The following is a 19,838-nucleotide window of genomic DNA, read 5'->3' as shown; positions in this document are numbered from 1 at the left end:
GGCTTTTCACCCCAGCCGGACTCTTCCTGCTTCCAGTAAGCCAGCACATGCCCTGCCGCCTTCTCCGCCTTCCAGCGGGCGCGCGCGGCCAGTACCTGCGCCTCGTCATTGCCATCGAACAGATCGAACGCCCGGGCAAACCCCTCCACCGGCGCTTCCACCCCGCCGACGCGAAACAGAAACCGCGCTCCGGCCGGGTTCTGCATGTCCGTGGTCAGGAAGATCGGCTGCAGCTCCGGGTAGGGGGACTGCGCGGTGCCGTGCGGCAGCCAGTCCGGGTTCTGCGCCTGCCACAGCGCATCATCCAGCGCGGCCATCATCGTCTCATCCGGGCAGGCCACCAGCGCCGTCTCGCCGGCCGCCAGCGTGCGCCCGAGCAGCGCCGGCAGCGCCTGCGCCAGCCCCGTCCGGGTGAGGTGATAGAAGCCGATCTCGGCCAAGTTACAGCCCCAGCGCCTTGCTCACGCTGGCCGCCAGCTGCCGGAACGCCACAGCCACCTTGCCGTTCTCATCATGCGCCACCACCGGCTTGCCCTCGTCCCCGGCCTCGCGCACCGCGATCTCCAGCGGAATCTCGCCCAGGAACGGCACGCCGATCCGCTCCGCCTCGCGCTCCGCCCCGCCATGGCCGAAAATCTCCGCCCGATGCCCGCAGGCGGGGCAGCAGAAGAAGGACATGTTCTCCACCACGCCCAGCACCTTGATGCCGACCTGCTCGAACATCTGCACGCCACGGCGCGCATCCAGCAGCGCAAGGTCCTGCGGGGTGGAGACGATCACCGCCCCCGAGGGCTTGGCCTTCTGCGCCAAGGTCAGCTGCGCATCGCCGGTGCCGGGCGGCATGTCCACCACCAGAATATCCAAAGCCCCCCAATCGACCTGACCCAGCATCTGGTTCAGCGCCCCCATCACCATCGGGCCGCGCCAGATCATCGCCTTGTCCTCGGGCACCAGATAGCCGATGGACATCGACTTCACCCCCCAGGCGTCCAGCGTCTGGATGCGCCCGTCACGCACCTGCGGCTTGGTCGCCAGACCCAGCATTTTCGGCAAGGAGGGGCCGTAAATATCGGCATCTAGCAGCCCCACCTTCAGCCCGCGCTGGGCCAGTGACACCGCCAGATTGACCGCGACGGTGGATTTGCCCACCCCGCCTTTGCCCGAGGCCACGGCCACCACATGCTTCACCTCCGGCAGCAAAGGCGGCTCGGTGGCGGGCGCGGGGGGCGAAGACGGAGAGGGGGCCGCATGCGCGGTGAGCACCACGGTCGCGGATTTCACCCCTTGCAGCCCTTTCAGCCTCGCCTCGATCTCGCGGCGCAGCCCTTCCAGCCCCGCCGCTTCCTGGCGGGCGGCACGCAGGCTCACCTGCACCAGCCCGTCCTGAACATGCACACCGTCGATGCGGTTTTCGATTTTAAAGGGCGCGAGGGCCGCGCGAATCTCTGCTTCGGTCATGTCCTAGAGATAGTCGCTGTCGCCCCTCTTGCGAAGATCGTCCGCCGCCGCCACTCTTGGCCGCATGAAGTTTCTGGCGCGTCCGCTCCCTGCCTTGTTTCTGCTCGCCGGCATGGCCGCGCATGCCGCCCCGCCCAGCCTGGCGCCGAATGACGCCCAGGCGCTGCCGCCGCCGCTGGCGGATCTGGCGGCCAAGGTCGGCCCCGCCGTGGTCTCCATCGCCTCGATGGCGCCGGTCTCCGCCACCCCGCCCGCCGCGGGCGATAATGGCGACAATAACGGCGATGGCAGCGATGGCGGCGACGGCAATACCGGCTTCCACCCCGCCGCCGACACCAAGAACGCCGCCGATGGCGGGGTGGTGCCGCCGCCCAAAACCATCGAATCGCTGGGCTCCGGCTTCGTCTTCGACCCCGCCGGCTATATTCTCACCAATCATCACGTGGTGAATGGGGCCAGCAACGTCACCGTCACCTTCCCGGACGGCACGGTCTATCCCGCCATCATCGCCGGCGTGGATAAGGATGCTGATCTCGCGGTGCTGAAAATCAATGCCGGGCATCCGCTGCCCTATGTGCCGTTCGGCAATTCCGCGCAGATGCGGGTGGGAGATTGGGTGCTGGCCATCGGCAACCCGTTCGGCATGCCCAATTCCAACACCGCCGGCATCATCAGCGCCCTACACCGGCAGATCGGCGACACCAAATTCGATGATTTCATCCAGACCGATGCCGCCATCAACAAGGGCAATTCCGGCGGGCCGCTGTTCAATCTGCAGGGCCAGGTGATCGGGGTGAATTCCGCGATCTATTCGCCTTCCGGCACTTCGGATGGCATCGGCTTCTCCATCCCCTCGGCGATGGCCGAGCCGGTGGCCGAGGCGCTGGCCCATGACGGCAAAATGCAGCGCGGCTGGCTCGGCGTGGCGGTGGAGGAGCTGACCCCGCAGATCCAGACGGCCTTGAAGCTTTCTTCCACCAAGGGCGTGCTGGTCGGCGCGGTGGACCCGCATTCCCCCGCCGCCGGCAAGCTGCAGCCCGGCGACGTGATCACCGCCATCAGCGCCGCCGCGGTCGACGATCCCCAGGCCCTGACCATCCGCATCGCCGAATTTCAGACCGGGCAGAGCGTGACCGTGGATTATGTGCGCGACGGCAAGCCGGGCCAGGCCAGCCTGGTGATCCAGGCGCCGCCGCCCAAGCAGGATGAGAGCATCGCCCAGGCCGATGCGAAACCGGCCGCCCCGGTGGATCTGCCGCAATATGGGCTGGGGCTGGCCGGCCCGCCGGCGGCAACGGGCGTCTCCGTGCTCTCCGCCAAGGGGCCGGCGGAAAAAGCCGGGATCGTCGCGGGCGATGTCATCGAGCAGGTGAATGGCGTCGTCGTCGCCACGGCGGCGGGTTTACGCAAACAGGTGCAGGGTCTGGGCCAGATGCCGGCCATATTCATGGTCACCGGCGCGGATGGCAGCGGCGGCGATCCCGGCCCGCGCTGGGTGCCAGTGAAACCCGGTAAATAAGATTGCGAAAGTTTTTGAGGGGGTGTGGGGGAGTTTTTTCAAAAACTCCCCCACCTCTTTCAAGGCGTTACTGCGGCAACCAGACAAACTCACTGATCGCCTTCGCCAGCCCGATATCCTTCTCCGTCACCCCGCCCGCATCATGGCTGCTCAGGCTGATCGAAACCTTGTTATAGCTGTTCGACCAATCCGGGTGGTGATCCGCCTTCTCCGCCAGCAGCGCCACATGCGTCATGAACGAGAAGGCCTCGGCGAAGCTCTTGAACTTGAAGTCCTGGGTGATGGATTTGCCATCCTGCGCCAGCGCCCATTTCGCGGGCAGGGTCTTCAGCGCCTCCTGGCCGAGCAATGTGGACATTTCGGGCTCCTTTCCGGTTGTTGTCCCCTGACGCTGGGCGCGCGCCGCCCTGGCCGCAAGCGGAAAAACTTTTGCAATTCCTCACGAATATAACGGTTTGGTGAATCCATTGCGCATTCGGGATGCTTTTTTCCGGCGCCCAGGCTAGGCTGGGGCCCTGTTTAAAAGGAGCCCGCCATGTCGCTGTTCGGAAACCTCTCCGGCCTGTTCACCGAGTTTCAGTCCCTGCAGAGCAACCAGCTTGCCGGCCCGCTGATGAATGAACTGTCCCAGCACGGGATCGACGGCGTTGACGGTCTGGTCGATCGCTTCGCCCAGACCGGCTTTGGCGAACATGTCGGCTCCTGGATCGGCAATGGACAGAATTTGCCGCTGGACCAGGACAGCATCCAGCGCGTGCTCGGCCAGCCGGTGCTGCAGGGTCTGGCGGATAAATATGGCCTCGACACCAGCCAGGTCAGCGCCATGCTCGCCCAGCATTTGCCGGGCATTATCGACCATCTGACCCCGGGCGGGCAGACCCCGAACGGGCAGACGGCCGCGGACGTGCAGGGGTAAATGTCGAAGCCTTGGCGACGGCGTTGCCAGAACCCCGGGCGTTGGTGGGGAGTTTTTGGAAAAACTCCCCACACCCCCAAAAAACTTTTTAAAATTTTTTGATCCCGGTTTCGGTCGCCACGGCATGCAGCGGCAAATCCGTCGCCTCCACCGGCAGCGTCGCGACCTCCTGCATCGCATAGGCGCAGCCGAGCCGGAATGCCCCCGGCAATGCGGCCAAGGTCCGGTCATAATACCCACCGCCATAGCCCAGCCGGTGTCCCCGGGCATCAAACCCCAGCAGCGGGATCAGCAGAAAATCCGGCACAATCTCAACCGCATCCGGGTAAGTGGTGCGAAACCGCCCCGGCAGCATCTTCGTCCCCGGAATCCAGGCGCGAAACACCAAGGGCTGACCCAAAGGCAGCGTTTCCGGCAGCGCCAAGGCCTGGCCGCGCGCCGCCAGCGCGTGCAGCAGCGGCAGGATATCGATCTCGCCGCGCATCGGCATGAAGCCGCCGACCACCGCATCCGGCGGGATGATCCCGCTCGCCAGCACATGCGCGCAAAGCGCTGCCCCCAGCGCCGGGTCCTGCGCCGCGCGTAGCCCCAGAAGCTCCGCCCGCAGCGCCGCCTTGCGCGCCCCCCATCTCCATCAGGGCGTGGTCAGCCGGAACTCGATCCGCCGGTTCTGCGCGTAATCCGCCGGCGTGTTGCCGGTGGCAATCGGGTTGTTGGCGCCCATGCCGGAGGTCACCAGCCGGTTCGCCGGCACCCCGTCGGCAATCAGCAGATCCAGAACCGCCAGTGCGCGCGCCGCCGAGAGGTCAAAATTCGACTTATACGGCCCGCCTTTGATCGGCTGCGCATCCGCATAGCCATCCACCGAGAGCACCCAGTTCACATTATCCGGGATCTTCGTGGCGATCTTCTTCACCGCATTCGCCACCTGCGCGATCTCCGCCTTGCCGGCCGGGGTGATTGTCGCCTCATCCACCGGAAACAGCACGTCGCTCTCAAACACGAAGCGGTCGCCGACCACCTTGATGTTCTTCTCGCCCTGCAGACTCTGGCTCAGCGTCTTGAAGAACACGCTCTGATATTGCTGCAACTCCTCCACCTTGCGGGCCAGTGCCTCATTCAGCTGCTTGCCGAGATCGGTGATCTGCACCTTATCCTTCGCATCCGCCGCCTGGGCCGCGTCCAGCGCCTGCTGCAACGCCGCCAGCTGCGTCCGCAAGGCCGCCATCTGCTGGTTCAGGAGCGCGATCTGCGCCGCATCCTGCTTGTTCAGTTTCTGCGCATCCGCGAGCTTGGAGGCGGTATCGCCGCCGCCTTGCAGGTTGGCCAGCCGCCCGCTCGCCGCCGCCAGCTGCGCCTGCGCGTCCGAAAGCTGCGCCTGCAACGCGCCCTCAGCGCTTTGCAGCCCGGAAATCGTGCTCTTATCCTGCGTCGCCTGCTGGCTCAGCGCCGCATTCGCACTCTGTGCGGCCGCCAGCTGCGCATTCAGCGCCGCCAGCTCCTGGGCGAGCGTGCTGTCCTTCGCCGTCTCCATCGACAGGCTCTGGGTCAGCTCGGCGATCTGCTCCTTCAGCCGGCTGATCGTATTGTCCGAGCCGTTCAGTGCGGAGGAGAGAAACGCCTCCGCCAGCACGAACACCAGCAACACGAAGATGGTGACCATGAGCAATGTGGAGAGCGCGTCCACATAGCCCGGCCAGGCCTCCAGCCCGTTATTGCCGCCGCCGCGCCGCCGGCTCATCCGCGCGGCTCGTCCAGCCGGTTGGTTCGCGGCTCATCCAGCCGGTTGGCCAGCGTCCGTGTCAGCAGCCGCAGATCGGCGCGCAACTCACCCAGGCTCTGCGCCCGGCCCTGGTCGGTCTCGGTGATGAAGCGGTTGAGCAGCAGCTCGATATTGCGCAGATGCGCGCGCAGCGGGTCGGTGGCGTTTTCGCGCTCCTCCGCCATCTTGGTCAGGATCGGGGTGAGGCTGAGTTGGTTGCGCGCCAGCTTCTCCATCAGCTGCTGCTGCACCCGCAGCGTCTCGTCCAGATCCCCCATGCGCTCGCCCAGAGCCCGCAGCGCCTGGTTGCCCTGCTCGCGGCTTTCCTCGCCACGCGCCAGCACACGCTGCAGCTGGTCCATATTCTCCGCCGTCTGCTCCAGCAGCGCCTGCACATAGCCCGGCACGCTGCCCTCGCCATCGCCGGAGAGGATGCCCGTGCCCAGCCTGGTCAGCGAGGCCAGCCATTCCTCCAGCTCATTGAAAAACCGGTTCTGCGCCTGGCCGGCGGTGAGGTCCAGAAACCCCAGGATCAGCGCGCCCGAAAGGCCGAACATCGAGGCCGAGAAGGCGGTGCCCATCCCCGCCAGCGGCTTCGCCAGCCCGGTTTTCAGCTGCGCGAACATCGCGTTCACATCGCCGCCGGTGGTCAGGTTCATGCCATTGATCACCTCGGCCACGGAGGACACCGTATGCAGCAGCCCCCAGAAGGTGCCGAGCAGACCCAGGAAGATCATCACCCCGGTGATGTAGCGCGACAATTCCCGGGATTCGTCGAGCCGGGTGGAAATCCCATCCAAAATCGTGCGCATGGACTGGCCGGAGAGGGTCAGCCGCCGCTCGCCATCCGCGCGCCCTTGCAGCATCCGCGCCATCGGCGCCAGCAGCGTCGGCGCCGGCGCCTCCACCAGCTTCTGCCGGTTGCGCCGGAACTCCTCCACCCAGGCCGCCTCCGGATAGAGCCGTTGCACCTGCCGGATATTCCAGAACACACCGAAGATCTCGACCAGCAGGATCACCGAATTGATCACCGGATTGGCCATGAAAAACCGCGCCAGCACCGGCGAGAGCGCTGCCGCCCCGCCATAGACGATGATGCAGAACAAAATCATCCGGATCAGATAATTGGTCGGTCTGGTCATGGCTTCGCCCCCGCGCCGATCTCGGCCTGATTGCTGTCCCCGCTCTTCGCCGGACCCGCCGCGCGCGGGATCACATTCGCCGCATTCACCCCGCAAGCGGTCAGCGCATCACGAATCGCAAAGGCCCGCGCCAGAGAAAGCCGCATCGCGCCGGAGGCATCGTTCGGGTCACGCGGCGCATGCGCGATCACCGGCACCGGCGTGCTGGCCGCACAGAAGGGCTTGAGCACTGCCTGCGCATTCGCCGGCAAGGCGGCGCTGCCGGGCGCGAAATCAAGGGTCGCCAAACTGGGAATCGACGGCTTCGGCGGGGCAGGGGGCGCTACAGGCTTCGCCACCACCGGCTGCGGCGCCGGCGGGGCCGGTTTGGGCGCCGGGGCCGGCTTGGCCACCGCCGGCACCGGCTTCACCGCCGCACGGTTTTCGGTATGCCGCTTATAGTTCTTATGCGGCCGCTCCATTGCCGGCTTGGCCGCCGGCACCGCCACTGGCGCGGGTTCGGGCAGCCCCTGCAATTGCCGCAGGGCCGCTGGATTCACCGTAACCTGCGCGTGCGCGTAGGCCGGAGCAACGAGGAGGAGGCCGCACAGCCAGACTGAAATCTTCACATCTGGCAAACTAGCCTTAACCCTTCCTGGCGGAAAGCCCGTCCTGCACCAGCTCCAGCAGCTTGCCGTGCAGATGCGGGTTCGCCGCCACCACCACGTCATCCACCAGATCCTTGCCCTCGCCATCGGTCGCATAACCGCCGGCCTCACGCACAATCAGCATGCCCGCCGCAATATCCCACGGCTTGATGCCCATTTCCCAATAGCCATCATACCGCCCGGCCGCGACCCAGGCGAGATCCAAAGCCGCCGAACCAAACCGGCGCACACCCGCCGTCGCCGGCATCAACGCCCCCAGCGTGCGCGCAAAGGCCAGGCGGTTCTTCGCCGACGTGGCGGCAAACGGAATCCCCGTCGCGAACAACGCCGTATGCAACTCCCGGCGCGCCGAAACCCGCAGACGCTTATCATTGAGATACGCGCCCACCCCCTTCTCGGCCCAGAACATCTCGCCATTCACCGGGCAATACACCACCGCCGCGGCGATCTCGCTGCCGCCATCCGGCAGCCGCTTTTCCAGCGCGATCGAAATCGCCCAATGCGGAATGCCATGCAGAAAGTTCGTGGTTCCATCCAGCGGATCAACCACCCAGCGCCAGGACCATTTCTCCGACCCCGAGGCCCCGCTCTCTTCCATCAGAAACGCATAGCCAGGGCGCGCCTTCTCCAGCTCCTCACGCAGCGTCTGCTCCGCCCGCATGTCCGCCTGGCTGACAAAATCCCCCGGCCCCTTCACCGAAACCTGGAGATTCTCAACCTCCATGAAATCACGCAACAAACGCTTCGCCGCCTTGTTCGCAGCGTTGTGCATCACCGTCATATGCGCCGAAAGACGTGGCATCATGGAAATACGCTCCTAGAGATGGGCAACCCAGGGGGCGCCGCCCCCTGGACCCCCGCTGGGCCTGAGGCCCAGACCCCGCTACTTGGGTTCCGGGTGGGAGGGGTAACTCGCCGCCCCGGACAAGGGCCATAAAACAGAAAAACCGGGCGGCGAGTTACCCCTCCCACCCGGAACCTAAACTAATGGGGGGCTGGGGCCGGCGGCCCAAAGGGCCGCCGGTTTCAGATCCGGCGCACCTCCGGTGCGACGGCCCCAGCGGGTCCAGGGGCGGAGCCCCTGGCCTTGCTTACCCCTTGGCGCGTTCCACGTAGCTACCGTCTTCGGTGCGCACGACGACGCGTTCGCCGGCTTCGATGAAGGGTGGGACGAGGGTTTTGACGCCGTTGGAGAGTTTCGCGGGCTTGTAGGAGGAGGAGGCGGTTTGGCCTTTGACGACCGGGTCGGCCTCGACGATTTCGAGGGTGACGTGGGGCGGCAGGGTGATGCCGACCGGGTCGCCTTCGACGAGGGCGACGGAGACGGCCATGTTATCCTGCAGGAAGGGGGCGCTATCGCCGAGGATGGCGGTGGGGACCATGAATTGTTCGAAGGTTTCGGGGTCCATCAGCACGAGGTTGTCACCGTCGGTGTAGGAGTAGGTATAGTCCCGGTCTTCGGTGGTCAGCCGTTCGACGGTATCGGCGGTGCGCCAGCGTTCGTTGGTTTTATTGCCGGTCTTGAGATTGCGCATTTCCACCTGGATGAAGGCGCCGCCTTTGCCGGGGGTGATGATTTGCTGCTTCAGCACGGTCCAGCGCGCGCCATCGTGCTCGATGACCTGGCCGGCGCGGATGAGGTTAGCCTGCTGCTTCATAATACTGCCCTGCGGATTGAACTTTGAATGATCGTGAGGCCGGGGCTTACGCCGCCCCGGCGCGGGAGGCAAGGGTTTGTGGGCATTTCGGCCTGCGGGGCTGATTAAAGAAAAGCAAATCAACATTGCGGGCGATTAACTTTTCTTTCACGTTTTCTCTCTAAAAATGACTTATCCGTAATTAAACAGCCATGCCCGCAAAATGGGGGCTTGTTGAAAGACCCCTATCCCATGACCACCCTGAGGAGGCTCGCGCGCAAGGCGCCGCTGACCGTTTGCGCCCCGGTTTTGGCTCTGCCTGCCGCCATTTCGCTCGCCCAGCCGACGATGGCGCAGACCCAGCAACCAAGCGCCATCGACAACACCACCAATCTGCTTTCCAGCACCGCCATCGGCATTGCGCTGCCCGGCAATGGCGCCCTGATCAACAGCGCCATCATCGATGCGCCGGGCTATGCGGTACAGGGCAACGGCGCCGGGGTGAGTGTGATCAACAGCGGCGCCATTGGCGGCGGCATTGACGGTGTCAGCCTCAACCAGGGGGGCAGCGTGGCCAATAGCGGTTCCATCTTCGGCGGCCATATCGGCGTCTATACCGGTGGCGCGGCGGGCAGTGTCTCCAATAGCGGGCGGATTTCCGCCGGCACTGGCGATGCGGTCTCGCTCTTTGCCGGAGGCACCCTCACCAACCAGGCCAGCGGCCGCATTCTGGGCGCCAGCGCCGGGGTTTATGCCAATGGCAGCGGCTCCAGCATCAATAATGCCGGGCTGATCACCGGGCCCGCCTTCGGGGTCTATCTGATGGGCGACAGCGCTGTGACCAATAGCGGCAGCCTTGCCGGCGGCACGGTCGGGTTGATCGATATCGGCCATGGCGGCGAGATCACCAATACCGGGCTGATCCATGGCGGCCAGACCGGCGTGCAGCTCACCAACGGCGCCAGCCTCGACAATGCGGGCAACATCAATGGCGGCGTCGTCGGGGTGAAGCTCGGCGCGGCGGGCGGCCTGACCAATGCGGCGGCCGGACAGATCACCGGGGGCGTTGTCGGGGTTTCGGCGACGGCGGGCAGTGTCATCAATAATCAGGGCAGCATCACCGGCGGCATCGGCATTCTGGTCGGCGGCGCGGTCACCATCGACGAGACGGGTATGGTCACCGGCACCGGGGGCAGCGCCATCGCCTTGCATAACGGCGCCTCCAGCCTGACGCTCGGCACCGGGGCCCAGATCAACGGCGCCATTGATGGCACCGGCACCGCCAGTGCCATCACCCTCGCCGGGCATGGCGATCTTTCCAGCCCGATCGTGAATTTCGGGGCCGGCAGCCTGACGGTGGCCCCGAACGCGGCCTGGACCGTCACCGGCAACTGGGCGGTGGGGCAGGTGACGAATAACGGCACGCTGACCGCCGGGCTGGTCGGCACGCCTCTGACCATCCAGGGCAATTTTACCCAAGGGGCGACCGGCACGCTGCGGGTTGTCGTCACCCCAACCGGGATGAATCAGCTCATCGTCACCGGCCATGCCCAGCTTGGCGGCACGCTGGCCTATGTGCTCTCGCCCGGCACCTACGCGCCGGGGACCTACGCCTTCCTGAACGCCGCCGGTGGGGTGAGCGGGGATTTCACCAGCATCGTCAGCACCGATTCGGCCCAGCATGCCCGCACCCTGACGAGCAGCCCGGCGGCCAGCCCGCTCCTGGTCAGCACGGCGCAGAGCCTGGCCCCCAGTGCGCTCGCCAGCGCCGCCACGGTGACGACTACCTCCACCACCACCCAGACCGTGCCGCTGCTCAGCCTGGCGCAGAGCGTTGTGGTCGCCCCCCAGGATGCCAGCCTCTTCGCCAATGCGGCGCAGGATGAGGCGCTATCCGGCGACGCGCTGACCCAGACCCTGCTGGCCCCGCCCGCGTCCGGCACCGGCCAGTCCTGCTCCATCCAGGTGCCGCAAGCCTCCGGTGAGGCGGGCAATCTCGCCACCGCGTTGGCAGCCGGGATGTGCCGGCTGGGTGGTTGGGTGCAGGCCAGCGCCACGGATCTTTCCACCAGCGCCTATTCCGCCCAGGGTGGCGGGGTTCTGGCTGGGCTGGACCGGAAACTGGCCAATGGCAGGATCGGTTTCGCGATGGGCTATGACCAGCAGGATCTGCTGGACAAGCAATCCGGCAAGGCCTCGATGCAGGCCGTGCGGCTGGGGCTTTATGGCGGCTTCAGCTTCGGCCGGGTCGAGATCAACGGCGCGCTCTCCGGCGGGCTGCTGACGGATCGCTCCACCCGGCCGACCGGCGCGGGCTATGCCATCGGCAAAGGCACCGGCGGGCTGATCTCGGGCGGCTTGCAGGCGGCGCTGCCCATCGAACTGAATGGGCTGGTCCTGCGACCCGCCATCGGGCTGCGCATCACCCATATCAGCCTCGGCGCCCTCTCTGAAACGGCCGCCACCCAGGGATTCGCGGTGCAGACCAAGAGCGCCTCCGGCACTTATGTCGCGCCCTATCTGCGGATGAGCGTGGCGAAACGCTTCCTGACCGCCAGCGGGGTGGAGATTGTGCCGCGGGCACTGCTGGGGGTGACGGTGAATGCCACCAATCCTGGCGCCTCGACCAGCCTTGTCGCCGCTGATGGCAGCCTGACCTCCACCAGCGCCACGCATCTCTCCCCGGTCAGTGCCCAGCTTGGCGCCGGGCTCACCATCGGGCGCGGGGCCTGGCAGCTCAGCCTACGCTACGAGGCCGCGCTGGCCGCCAGTGATCACACCCAATCCGTGCAGGCGGAGCTCGCCTTGCGCTTCTGAGACCCGCTCCCACAGCCGATACGGATAAAAGCTGTTGGGGCGGTGGCGCCCGAGCTCGCAACATCGCCTGGGGGTGTTGGCGCGGCGCCGCAAAGGGGAGGCTTTTAGCCTCCCCTTTGTATTTATGGGGCAGGACTTAGCCTGAAGTTTGCAAAAGTTTTTTTGGGGGGGGCTTTTTACAAAAAGCCTCCCACAAACGTTTGGGGTGTTGGCAACGGCGTTGCCAACACCCCAAAATTTTTCGCCGCTTTTTTGAAAAAAAGCGGCACCAAAAAACGTTTATAATTTCTCCCACCGCCGCTAAGTCATTTGCCCCCTTGTCCCGGGCTAAGGCCTTGGTCATGCTGGGCCAATGACCCACATCTCCGCCCGCGACGCGCTGCGCGCCGCCCCGCACCAACGCGCGTCGGGCCGGCTCGATCTGGCGCTGACGGCGCAGAACGGGCGCACCCGGCTGCGCAGCTTCTACCAGCAAGGCTGCCTGAAAGCCCGGCTGCTGCAGAGCGGGCCGATCCCCGAGCTGGTGGCGATCAATATTTCCGGGGGCATCGCCAGCGGCGACGCGGTGGAAACGCATCTGGATCTCGGTGCGGGTGCGTGCTGCATCTTCGCCTCGCAGGCGGCGGAGCGCATATATCGGGCGCTGGGCGAGGCCCCGGCGCGTATCAGCACCCGACTGACCCTCGCCCCTGACGCCCGGCTGTTCTACCTGCCGCAGGAAACCATCCTGTTCGACGGGTTTTCCCTGGACAGACATCTGGACATCGACATCGCCCCCGGCGCCACGCTGGTCGGGGTGGAGAGCCTGCTCTTCGGGCGGCTGGCGATGGGCGAGGCGTTGCGTTCCGGCTGCCTGAAAGATCGCATCGCCATCACCCGCGCCGGCAAGACTCTCTGGCGCGATGTGGCGCGGCTGGAGGGGGATTTGTTCGCCCAGCTCGACCAGCCGGGGCTGGCCGGCGGGGCGCGGGCGATGGCCAGCCTGTTCGCCATCGGGCCGGACCTTGCGGCGAAACTGCCCGGCTTGCGCGCGGCACTGCCCGGCGCGGGGGTGAGCCTGCATGATGATCTGCTGCTGGCCCGCATCCTGGCGCCGGATGCGATCACGCTGCGTCGCCGCGTGGTTGCGGCGCTGGCGATATTAAGCGAATTTGGGCTGCCGCGCGTCTGGCAAAGCTGAGGGGCAAGATTGTGATTCTGACACCGCGAGAAAAAGACAAATTGCTGGTGGCGATGGCCGCCATCGTCGCGCGCAAGCGCCTCGAGCGCGGGGTGAAGCTGAATTATCCCGAGGCGGTGGCGCTGATCACGGATTTCGTGGTCGAGGGCGCGCGCGATGGCCGGCGGGTGGCGGATCTGATGGAGGCGGGGGCGCATGTGGTCTCCCGCGACCAGGTGATGGAAGGGGTGGCGGAGATGATCCATGACGTGCAGGTGGAGGCCACCTTCCCGGACGGCACCAAGCTCGTCACCGTGCACGAGCCGATCCGATGATCCCGGGCGAGATTTTTACGCCCGAAGGCGAGATCGAGCTGAATGAGGGGCTGGAAAAGACCGTCATTCTCGTGGCCAATAAGGGCGACCGGCCGATCCAGGTGGGATCGCATTATCATTTCGCCGAGACCAATGCCGGGCTGGTGTTTGAGCGCGCGGCGGCACAGGGCAAGCGGCTTGATATCGCGGCTGGCACGGCCATCCGTTTCGAGCCCGGCCAGAGCCGGGAAGTGACTTTGGTGCCCTTCCGTGGCGCGCGCAAAATCTACGGCTTTCGTGGCCTGACCATGGGGAGCGCTGAGTAATGGCGAAAATCACGCGCGCCGCTTATGCGGATATGTTCGGCCCCACCGTGGGCGACCGGGTGCGGCTGGCCGATACGGAGCTGTTCGCCGAGGTGGAGAAGGATTTCACCCTCTATGGCGAGGAGGTGAAATTCGGCGGCGGCAAGGTGATCCGCGATGGCATGGGCCAGTCCCAGATCACCAACGCGCAAGGGGCGGTGGATACCGTCATCACCAATGCGCTGATCATCGACCATTGGGGCATCGTGAAGGCGGATGTCGCCATCGTCGGCGGGCGCATCGGCAAGATCGGCAAGGCCGGCAATCCGGATGTGCAGCCGGGGGTGGATATCATTATCGGGCCGGGGACTGAGGTGATCGCGGGGGAGGGCAAGATCCTCACTGCCGGCGGCATCGATGCGCATATTCATTTCATCTGCCCGCAGCAGATCGAGGAAGCGCTGAGCAGCGGGGTGACGACCATGGTCGGCGGCGGCACAGGCCCCGCCACTGGCACCGCCGCCACCACCTGCACGCCGGGGCCGTTTCATCTGGCCCGCATGCTGCAGGCGGCGGAGGCGTTTCCGATGAACATCGCCTTCACCGGCAAGGGCAATGCCAGCCGGCCGGAGGCGCTGGAGGAGATGATCCGCGCCGGGGCGTCATCGCTGAAACTGCATGAGGATTGGGGCACCACCCCGGCCGCCATCGATAACTGCCTCAGTGTGGCCGACCGGTTCGACGTGCAGGTGATGCTGCATTCGGACACGCTGAATGAAAGCGGCTTTGTCGAGGACACCATCGCCGCCTTCAAGGGCCGCACCATCCATGCTTTCCATACCGAGGGGGCCGGCGGTGGCCATGCGCCGGATATCATCCGCGTGGCGGCCCTGCCCAACGTGCTGCCCAGCTCCACCAACCCGACCCGGCCCTACACGGTGAACACGCTGGATGAGCATCTGGACATGCTGATGGTCTGCCATCATCTGGATGGCTCGATCCCCGAGGATATCGCCTTCGCTGAAAGCCGCATCCGCAAGGAGACCATCGCGGCGGAAGATATTCTGCATGATCTCGGCGTGCTCTCGATGTTCTCCTCCGACAGCCAGGCGATGGGCCGTGTCGGCGAGGTGATCATCCGCACCTGGCAGACCGCGCATAAAATGAAAATCCAGCGCGGGTCTCTGGCCGGGGACGGGGCGGCCGATAATGCCCGGATCAAGCGCTATATCGCCAAATATACGATCAACCCGGCCATCGCGCAGGGGCTCTCCCGGCATGTCGGCTCTATCGAGACCGGCAAGCTGGCGGATCTGGTGCTGTGGAGCCCGGCCTTTTTCGGCATCAAGCCGGATATGGTGCTGAAGGGCGGCTCGATTGCGATGGCGCAGATGGGCGACCCGAACGCCTCCATCCCCACCCCGCAGCCGGTGCATTACCGGCCGATGTTCGGCGCCTATGGCCGGGCGGGGATTGAATCCTCGCTGCTCTTCGTCTCGCAGGCGGCTCTGGCCGATGACATTGGCGGGCGGCTGAAGCTTTCCCGCCCGCTGGCGCCGGTTGAGAATGTGCGTGGCGGCATCGGCAAGGCGTCGATGATCCATAACGATGCCACCCCGCATCTGGAGGTCGATCCCGAGACCTATGAGGTGCGGGCGGATGGCGAGCTGCTGGTCTGCGAGCCCGCCGAAGTGCTGCCGATGGCGCAACGCTATTTTCTGTTCTGACCATGCCAGGTAGCGCGGTTCAGGCGGATCTGATCGCGGTGCTGGTCGCCGTGACCGGCGGGGAGCCGCGTGTGCTGACCATCGAGGATGGGTTCGCGCTGCCCTCCGGCCCGCTGCAGACCGGCCATCGCAGCCTGCAGGCCGGCTTGCGCGCCTGGGTCGAGGCGCAGACCCATCATCCGCTCGGCTATGTGGAGCAGCTTTATACCTTCGCGGACCAGCGCGGGGGTGATGATCGTAGCGTTTCGATTTCGTATCTGGGGCTGACCCGCGAAGTGGGGGCGTCTTATCCCGGCGCGCAATGGCGGGGATGGTATGAGTATTTCCCCTGGGAGGATGCCCGCAAGGGGCCGCCGGCTTTGGCGCCTTTGCGAGCGGCGCTGGAGGGCTGGGCGGGGGAAGAGCCGACGCGCCGGGCCAGGCTGGCCTGGCTGTTTCCCGCAGGCGAGGGCTGGAACGAGGAGCTGGTTTTGCAGCGCTACGAATTGCTGTGGGAGGCCGGGCTGCTGCCCGAGGCGATGCGCAAGACCCAGGCGCATGTTCTCCCCGGCACCGGGCTGGAGATGACGCATGACCATCGCCGGATTCTGGCCACGGCGATTGCCAGGCTGCGCGCCAAGATCAAATACCGGCCGGTGGTGTTCGAGCTGTTGCCGAAGGAGTTCACGCTGCTGGATTTGCAGCAGAGCATGGAGGCGCTGGCCGGGCAGAGCCTGCATAAGCCGAATTTCCGCCGGCTGATCGAGACGCAGAATCTGGTGGAGGAAACTGGTGAGCTGGCCTCGGGACTGGCGGGGCGGCCGGCGAAGCTGTTCCGCTTCCGGGCGGAGGTGCTGGCGGAGCGGGGGTTGTCGGGGACGAAGCTGCCGCTGGTGCGTTAAAAGCCTGAAAATGTGCAAAAGTTTTTTGGTGCCGCTTTTTTTCAAAAAAGCGGCGAAGAGGCTTGGTTTGGGCAACGCCGTCGTCACCGCCCCAGGCGTTTTTCGCAGCTTTTTGAAAAAAAGCTGCACCAAAAACTTTTGCGAATATTAATCCCACCACACATGGCTGCCCTGCGGGATCTGCCGCCGGGCCTGTAAGAAAATTGACTTGAAGCTTATTCTCACTCTGAGTATAAGCGGCTCAATGATTATACTCATATTGAGTATAAATGGAGAGCCGCCATGCCGCTGGACCAGCTTTATAACCGTGTCTCCCGCGTGATCCCGCCCTTCGAATGGGCCGCGATGGAGGAGGATGCAAAGGCCATTCTGGAGCTGAAAAAAGCCCGCAACGCCGTCATCCTGGCGCATAACTACCAGACGCCGGAGATTTTCCACGGCGTGGCGGATATTGTCGGCGACAGCCTGGCGCTGGCGCGCGAGGCGCAGACTGTGGATGCGGATGTGATTGTGCTGGCCGGCGTGCATTTCATGGCCGAGACCGCCAAGCTGATGAACCCGAACAAGATCGTGCTGATCCCCGACAGCGAGGCCGGCTGTTCGCTGGCCGACAGCATTACCGCTGCCGATGTGGCGCTGATGCGCGCCCGCTATCCTGGCCGCCCGGTGGTGACCTATGTGAACTCCACCGCCGAGGTGAAGGCCGCCTCCGATATCTGCTGCACCTCGGGTAATGCCAAGAAGGTGGTGGAATCGCTGGGCGTGCCGGAAGTGATCATGCTCCCGGATGAGTTTCTGGCGCAGAACGTCGCCAAGGAAACCGGGGTGAAGATCATCGCCTGGAAGGGCCATTGCGAGGTGCATGAGCGCTTCACCCCGGAGGATATCCATGCGCTGCGGGCCCAGCATCCCGGCGTGGTGGTGCTGGCGCATCCGGAATGCCCGCCTGAAGTGGTGGATGTGGCGGATTTCTCCGGCTCGACCGCGGTGATGGCGGATTTCGTTCGCGAGAAGAAACCCGCCCGGGTGGCGCTGATCACCGAATGCTCGATGAGCGATAATATCGCCCAGGGTGCGCCGGAGACGGAGTTTGTCCGCCCCTGCAATCTCTGCCCGCATATGAAGAAGATCACGTTGCGCAATATCCGCACGGCGCTGGAGGAGATGCGGACCGAAGTGACCATCCCGGCCGAGCATTTCGAGGCGGCGCGGCGTTCGGTCGAGCGGATGCTGGCGGTCAAATGATCACCATCATCGGCGGCGGCGTGGCGGGGCTGATGGCGGCGCTGGCAGCCGCCCCGGCGCCGGTGACGCTGATCAATCCGCGCCCCCTGGGTGAGGGGGCGGCGAGCTGGCTCTCCCAGGGCGGCATGGCGGCTGCGGTGGGGGCGGATGACGATGTCGCGCTCCATATCCAGGATACGCTGGCTGCCGGGGCGGGCTTGTGCGACCGCGCGGCGGTGGAGAGGATTGTCGGCGCCGGGCCGGCTCTGGTGGAAACGCTGCTGGGCTATGGCGTGGCGTTTGACCGCAGGCCGGATGGAGCACTCTCGCTGGGGCTGGAGGCGGCGCATTCCCGCCATCGCATCCTGCATGGCGGCGGCGACCAGACCGGGGCGACGATCATGCGCGCGCTGATCGAAAAAATGGCGCAGACGCCCTCGATCACGCTGCTCCAGGCGGTGGCGACGCGGATTTTCGTCGGCGAGGCCGGGGTCGAGGGTGTGCAGCTGCGCCAGGGTACGCGCCTGTTCAATCTGGCGACGGACCGGGTGTTGTTGGCGACGGGGGGGATTGGCGGGCTGTTTCGCTATTCCACCAACCCGGTGGGCGCCATCGGCCAGGGGTTGATGCTGGCGAAGGCGGCCGGGGCGGGGCTGAAACATCTGGAATTCGTGCAGTTCCACCCGACGGCGTTGGCGAGCGAGAGCTTTCCCTGCCCGCTGGTCTCGGAAGCCGTGCGCGGCGAAGGGGCGCGGTTTATCGACGAAACCGGGGCCTATTTCATGAATGGGCGGGATCTGGCACCGCGTGACGTGGTGGCGCGGGGCGTGTTCGGGCATCTGGCGGCAGGGCATAAAGTGTTTCTGGATGCGCGGCCCTTGGCGGATTTCGCGAACCATTTCCCGACCATCCAGGCAGCCTGCTTGGCGGCGGGGATTGATCCGGCGCGTGACCCTATCCCGGTGCGCCCGGCGGCGCATTATCATATGGGCGGTGTCGCGGTGGATGCGGATGGCCGCAGCGATGTGGATGGGCTGTTCGCCGCCGGTGAGGTGGCCTGCACCGGATTGCATGGCGCCAACCGGCTGGCCAGTAACTCGCTGCTGGAGGCGGCGATCTGCGGGGCGCAGGCGGGCCGGGTGATGGCCGGGATGACAGCGCGCCCATTGCGGTCGCTGCCGGACATGGCGGCCCCGCCGGCACCTGACGCTGAAGCTGTGCGCGAAATCATGTCCGCCGATTGCGGGGTAATGCGCTCGGAAGCCGGGCTGGCGCGGGCCGAGGCGGCGCTGGCGGCAATGGCCGGTAATCCCGCCGCCGAGCTGTCGCTGGCCATCGTGCAGGCGGCGCGGGCGCGTAAACATTCCGTCGGGGCGCATGCGCGCATCGACCAACCTTTGTCTCAGGCGGCTTGATGATGAGTGTGACGAAACTTCCCGATATCATGATCGAACCCGCTGTGCGGGCGGCGCTGCTGGAGGATCTGGGCCGGGCCGGGGATGTGACCTCGGAGGGCGTGATCCCGCCGGATGCGCAAGCCGCTCTGGTGTTGAATGCGCGCGAGGAGGGGGTGCTGGCGGGGCTGGATTTCGCCCGCATTGCCTTTCATCTGATCGATCCCGAGATCAGCTTTCAGCCCGTGCTGCAGGATGGCGCGGCGCTGGCGCCGGGGGTGGAGATTGCGCGGATTTCCGGCAATGCCCGGGCGCTGCTGAGCGGGGAGCGGGTGGCGCTGAATTTCCTCGGGCATCTCTCGGGCATTGCCAGTGCGACCAACGGCATAGCGCGGGCCATCGCCCATACCAAGGCCAGGATTTCCTGCACCCGCAAGACCACGCCGGGGCTGCGCTTTGCCGAGAAATATGCGGTGCGGGCCGGGGGCGGGGCGAATCATCGCTTCGGGCTGGATGATGCGATTTTGATCAAGGACAACCATATCGCCATTGCCGGCGGGGTGGAGCCAGCGATGCAGGCGGCCAAGGCCTATGCCGGGCATCTGGTGAAGATCGAGATCGAGGTGGATAATCTGGTACAGCTGGAAGAGGCGCTGCGGTTCGGGCCGGATGCGATTTTGCTGGATAATATGGGGCCGGATGTGTTGCGCGAGGCGGTGGCGATGATCGCCGGGCGGGCGGTGGCGGAGGCGTCCGGGCGGATCAATGCCCAGACCGCCCCGGCGATTGCCGAGGCCGGGGTGGATCTGATCTCCGCTGGCTGGCTGACGCATAGCGCCAGGGTGCTGGATATCGGGCTGGATTTCGCCGTCTAATTCAAAGCCTTAAACTTGCAAAAGTTTTTTGGGGCCGCCCCTTTTTTTACAAAAAAGGGGC

The 19,838-nt window shown here is 65.5% G+C and carries 21 protein-coding genes; 12 read left to right on the top strand and 9 right to left on the bottom strand.

Annotated elements, in window-relative coordinates:
- On the bottom strand, positions 1 to 440 hold a 440-nt coding region (locus MXAZACID_RS05865), incomplete at its 3' end, for a DNA polymerase III subunit chi (protein ID WP_008493237.1).
- 1 nt (position 441) lies between these two features.
- Entirely contained in the window at positions 442 to 1,458 is a 1,017-nt protein-coding gene (locus MXAZACID_RS05860) for an Mrp/NBP35 family ATP-binding protein (protein ID WP_008493236.1), read from the bottom strand.
- A gap of 64 nt (positions 1,459 to 1,522) precedes the next feature.
- Here MXAZACID_RS05860 and MXAZACID_RS05855 point away from each other — a divergent pair, with 64 nt between their 5' ends.
- Entirely contained in the window at positions 1,523 to 2,977 is a 1,455-nt protein-coding gene (locus MXAZACID_RS05855) for a trypsin-like peptidase domain-containing protein (protein WP_008493235.1), read from the top strand.
- Positions 2,978 to 3,044: 67 nt separating this feature from the next.
- Here MXAZACID_RS05855 and MXAZACID_RS05850 read toward each other — a convergent pair whose 3' ends face one another.
- Entirely contained in the window at positions 3,045 to 3,335 is a 291-nt protein-coding gene (locus MXAZACID_RS05850) for a 4a-hydroxytetrahydrobiopterin dehydratase (protein WP_008493233.1), read from the bottom strand.
- A 177-nt stretch (positions 3,336 to 3,512) separates the two neighbouring features.
- Between MXAZACID_RS05850 and MXAZACID_RS05845 the strand changes: the two genes are divergently transcribed.
- Positions 3,513 to 3,893, top strand: coding sequence for a YidB family protein (locus MXAZACID_RS05845; protein ID WP_008493232.1), 381 nt, complete (start codon positions 3,513 to 3,515; stop codon positions 3,891 to 3,893).
- A gap of 88 nt (positions 3,894 to 3,981) precedes the next feature.
- On the opposite strand, the gene MXAZACID_RS05840 is transcribed toward MXAZACID_RS05845, so the two are convergent.
- The 6 genes from MXAZACID_RS05840 to efp form a co-directional block, all read right to left on the bottom strand.
- Complete coding sequence (locus tag MXAZACID_RS05840; RefSeq protein ID WP_051060202.1) at positions 3,982 to 4,500, bottom strand: 5-formyltetrahydrofolate cyclo-ligase; 519 nt, start codon at positions 4,498 to 4,500, stop codon at positions 3,982 to 3,984.
- A gap of 27 nt (positions 4,501 to 4,527) precedes the next feature.
- Positions 4,528 to 5,634 carry a peptidoglycan -binding protein gene (locus MXAZACID_RS05835; RefSeq protein WP_008493230.1) on the bottom strand — a complete coding sequence of 369 codons (1,107 nt, stop codon included), beginning with the start codon at positions 5,632 to 5,634 and terminating at the stop codon, positions 4,528 to 4,530.
- Positions 5,631 to 6,797 (bottom strand): hypothetical protein, encoded by a 1,167-nt coding sequence (locus MXAZACID_RS05830; RefSeq protein ID WP_008493229.1) that lies wholly within the window; start codon positions 6,795 to 6,797, stop codon positions 5,631 to 5,633. The genes MXAZACID_RS05835 and MXAZACID_RS05830 overlap by 4 nt, the downstream gene beginning before the upstream one ends.
- Positions 6,794 to 7,405, bottom strand: a complete 612-nt coding sequence (locus tag MXAZACID_RS05825; RefSeq protein WP_008493228.1) for an OmpA family protein — start codon at positions 7,403 to 7,405, stop codon at positions 6,794 to 6,796. Before MXAZACID_RS05825 ends, MXAZACID_RS05830 begins: the two co-directional genes overlap by 4 nt.
- Before the next feature lie 16 nt (positions 7,406 to 7,421).
- A complete protein-coding gene (locus MXAZACID_RS05820) occupies positions 7,422 to 8,249 on the bottom strand; it encodes an inositol monophosphatase family protein (RefSeq protein ID WP_083878494.1) in 828 nt (275 codons plus the stop codon).
- A gap of 286 nt (positions 8,250 to 8,535) precedes the next feature.
- Positions 8,536 to 9,102 (bottom strand): elongation factor P, encoded by a 567-nt coding sequence (gene efp, locus MXAZACID_RS05815; protein WP_008493226.1) that lies wholly within the window; start codon positions 9,100 to 9,102, stop codon positions 8,536 to 8,538.
- 231 nt (positions 9,103 to 9,333) lie between these two features.
- On the opposite strand from efp, the gene MXAZACID_RS05810 reads away from it, so the two are divergent.
- From MXAZACID_RS05810 to nadC, 10 genes are all read left to right on the top strand, one after another.
- Positions 9,334 to 11,898, top strand: a complete 2,565-nt coding sequence (locus MXAZACID_RS05810; RefSeq protein ID WP_008493225.1) for an autotransporter outer membrane beta-barrel domain-containing protein — start codon at positions 9,334 to 9,336, stop codon at positions 11,896 to 11,898.
- A gap of 352 nt (positions 11,899 to 12,250) precedes the next feature.
- Entirely contained in the window at positions 12,251 to 13,078 is an 828-nt protein-coding gene (locus tag MXAZACID_RS05805) for an urease accessory protein UreD (protein ID WP_008493224.1), read from the top strand.
- 11 nt (positions 13,079 to 13,089) lie between these two features.
- Positions 13,090 to 13,392, top strand: coding sequence for an urease subunit gamma (locus MXAZACID_RS05800; RefSeq protein WP_008493223.1), 303 nt, complete (start codon positions 13,090 to 13,092; stop codon positions 13,390 to 13,392).
- Positions 13,389 to 13,697 carry an urease subunit beta gene (locus MXAZACID_RS05795; protein WP_008493222.1) on the top strand — a complete coding sequence of 103 codons (309 nt, stop codon included), beginning with the start codon at positions 13,389 to 13,391 and terminating at the stop codon, positions 13,695 to 13,697. Before MXAZACID_RS05800 ends, MXAZACID_RS05795 begins: the two co-directional genes overlap by 4 nt.
- The gene (gene ureC, locus MXAZACID_RS05790) at positions 13,697 to 15,403 is read left to right on the top strand and encodes an urease subunit alpha (RefSeq protein WP_008493221.1); all 1,707 of its coding nucleotides are present in this window, start codon (positions 13,697 to 13,699) and stop codon (positions 15,401 to 15,403) included. Before MXAZACID_RS05795 ends, ureC begins: the two co-directional genes overlap by 1 nt.
- 2 nt (positions 15,404 to 15,405) lie before the next feature.
- Complete coding sequence (locus MXAZACID_RS05785) at positions 15,406 to 16,284, top strand: membrane protein (protein WP_008493220.1); 879 nt, start codon at positions 15,406 to 15,408, stop codon at positions 16,282 to 16,284.
- Positions 16,285 to 16,296: 12 nt separating this feature from the next.
- Positions 16,297 to 16,482 carry a hypothetical protein gene (locus tag MXAZACID_RS18735; RefSeq protein WP_144052665.1) on the top strand — a complete coding sequence of 62 codons (186 nt, stop codon included), beginning with the start codon at positions 16,297 to 16,299 and terminating at the stop codon, positions 16,480 to 16,482.
- Between the two features lie 84 nt (positions 16,483 to 16,566).
- Positions 16,567 to 17,529, top strand: a complete 963-nt coding sequence (nadA, locus tag MXAZACID_RS05780; protein ID WP_008493219.1) for a quinolinate synthase NadA — start codon at positions 16,567 to 16,569, stop codon at positions 17,527 to 17,529.
- Positions 17,526 to 18,923, top strand: coding sequence for an L-aspartate oxidase (locus tag MXAZACID_RS05775; protein WP_008493217.1), 1,398 nt, complete (start codon positions 17,526 to 17,528; stop codon positions 18,921 to 18,923). The genes nadA and MXAZACID_RS05775 overlap by 4 nt, the downstream gene beginning before the upstream one ends.
- Positions 18,923 to 19,777 carry a carboxylating nicotinate-nucleotide diphosphorylase gene (gene nadC, locus MXAZACID_RS05770; RefSeq protein ID WP_008493216.1) on the top strand — a complete coding sequence of 285 codons (855 nt, stop codon included), beginning with the start codon at positions 18,923 to 18,925 and terminating at the stop codon, positions 19,775 to 19,777. Before MXAZACID_RS05775 ends, nadC begins: the two co-directional genes overlap by 1 nt.
- Positions 19,778 to 19,838: the final 61 nt, after the last annotated feature.

The sequence above is a fragment of the Acidocella sp. MX-AZ02 genome (assembly GCF_000306035.1).
Classification (GTDB): domain Bacteria; phylum Pseudomonadota; class Alphaproteobacteria; order Acetobacterales; family Acetobacteraceae; genus Acidocella; species Acidocella facilis.
The sequence above is the reverse complement of the archived record's forward strand: the minus strand, read 5'-3'. Positions and strand labels throughout refer to the sequence as shown.